The 1921-nt window shown below is 75.8% G+C and carries 1 pseudogene; it reads right to left on the bottom strand.

Annotated elements, in window-relative coordinates:
• Nucleotides 1-1921 (bottom strand): annotated as a pseudogene (locus ND748_RS30980) (polyketide synthase dehydratase domain-containing protein); the annotation flags it as partial.

Below are 1921 nucleotides of genomic sequence, written 5' to 3' on the forward strand. Positions count from 1 at the left end.
CGCCCGGTCGCCGCCAGCCTCGTCGCCGCCAGCCTCGTCGGCTCCGGCCTGGCTGTGACCGGCCTGGGCGTCTCCGCGTAGCCGGCGCAGCAGTCGCCCCTCTGCGGTGTCGGCGTTGTCCGGCCCGCAGGGGTGGGACGCACCCGGACTGGCGGGTTCGGCCGGGTCGATCCGGGCGAGCGCGATGCCGACGCCGCCGTCCGCCAGGGTCGCGGGGCGGGCGATGGCCACAGCCAGCCCCGGGCCGTGAGCGACCGACAACGCGAAGGGCGCCAGCGTGCCGCCATGGGCACCGATCACCGTCGTGTCGGCCACCGTGCCAGCGGCGCCGGCCTTGGCGGCGCCGGGCATCGCATCGGTGACGTGCAGTTCGGCAGGGAACAGCGGGCCGTGGTCGGCCGCCCACAGCCGGATGCGCACGGCGTCCTTCGCCGCGATTCGGCGGAGCAGCCAGGCACGCCGTGCCGGCGGCGGGGTCGCGTCGTGGTCCGCCCGCTCGGCGGCGCCGGTGACGCTGCCGAGGACCAGTTCCCGCGTGGCCAGATCGGACCACTGCTCGGTGACACACACCCAGCCGCCGGGCTGAGCCAGCGCGAACGGGTGTCGGTCCGGATGGCGAAATGCCTCGTCGAGCGCGGGATCGAGGCCGAATCGGCGGTCCACCCAGCCCTCGACCTCGGCCCATACCTCGGCGCCGTCGACGAGCTGCAGGTGGGCGTGGACCCACTGGTCGTCCACCCAGGTCACCCAGGCCTGGCAGGTCACCGGGACGCCCGGCGCCGGCTCCGGCCCGTACAGCCGCACCCCGCCGATGCGCACCGGGAACAGCACCAGCCCGTCGCGGGCCTGGGTGCGGATCCAGTAGCCGAGGAGCTGGCCGGCGGCGTCGAGCAGCGACCCGGGTGCGCGGGTGCCGGTGAGTACCGCGCGTACGCCGTGGACGCTGTGACCGAGCAGGGCCGTCACACCCTGGAACGCCGGGCCGTGGAACATCCACCGTTCGCGGTAGAAGTCCCGCGCGCTGATGATCGGCGGCTGCTCGACGGCCGGGTCGACCGGCCAGCGCGCCGGCCGGGACGCCGGATAGCGATCGGCGACGACGATCTCCGCGCTGGCGAAGCCGACGAACGTGACCAGCAGCCGGTCGGGCCCCACCGGCGCGATCCTCACCGTCACCTCCCGGGCGGGTGCCGCGGGCAGCCAGGCGTCGAAGCGGGCGTCGGCCAGGCCGACGGCGATCCGCCCCGACGCCCGCTCGGCGGCGTCCATCATCAGCTGCACGGTCGTCGTCGCCGCCACCACGGGCCGCCGGTCGGCGTCGTCGGGCCAGCCGGGGCGCTGCGCGTTGAGGGCGTGGTCGAGCAGGTGGGGCATGGTCCGCAGGGAGACGTGCAGGATCGCCTCCCACCCGGCGCCGGTCCGCGTCGGCGTGGTGAGAACGGGTTCGGCCGCCTGCGACGCCGCAGCCTCCCGATCAGCAGCCTCCCGAACCGGGGCGTTCGGCGCTGCGGCGTTCGGCGCTGGCGCGTGTGGTCCTGGCGCGTGTGGTGCTGGCGCGTGTGGTGCTGGCGCGTGTGGTGCTGGCGCGTGTGGTGTTGCCGTATGTGGTGCCGGGGCGGGTGGTGCTGGGACCTCTCGTGTCGGGGCTCCCGACGGGGAGGTCTGTGGTGGGGTGACCGGCGGCGATGCGGCGGCGAAGGCGCTGGCCAGCACGGACGCGGCCGTCTCGGCGGTGTCGTCGAGCAGTGCCATGAGCTCGCCGACCAGGGGGTCGCCGGCGGCCCACGCGGCCAGCGGGCTCGCCGGTCGGGCCGACTCCAACCGGGGCAGTGCCGCCGGGTCGAGGCGGACCGACGCCGCGCCCAGCAGCTCACCGATCTGCTCCCGGAACCGCAACCGGCCGGCGGTGTGGCGCTCACCG

Source organism: Frankia sp. AiPs1 (genome assembly GCF_023716945.1).
In the GTDB taxonomy this organism is placed as follows: Bacteria; Actinomycetota; Actinomycetes; order Frankiales; family Frankiaceae; genus Frankia.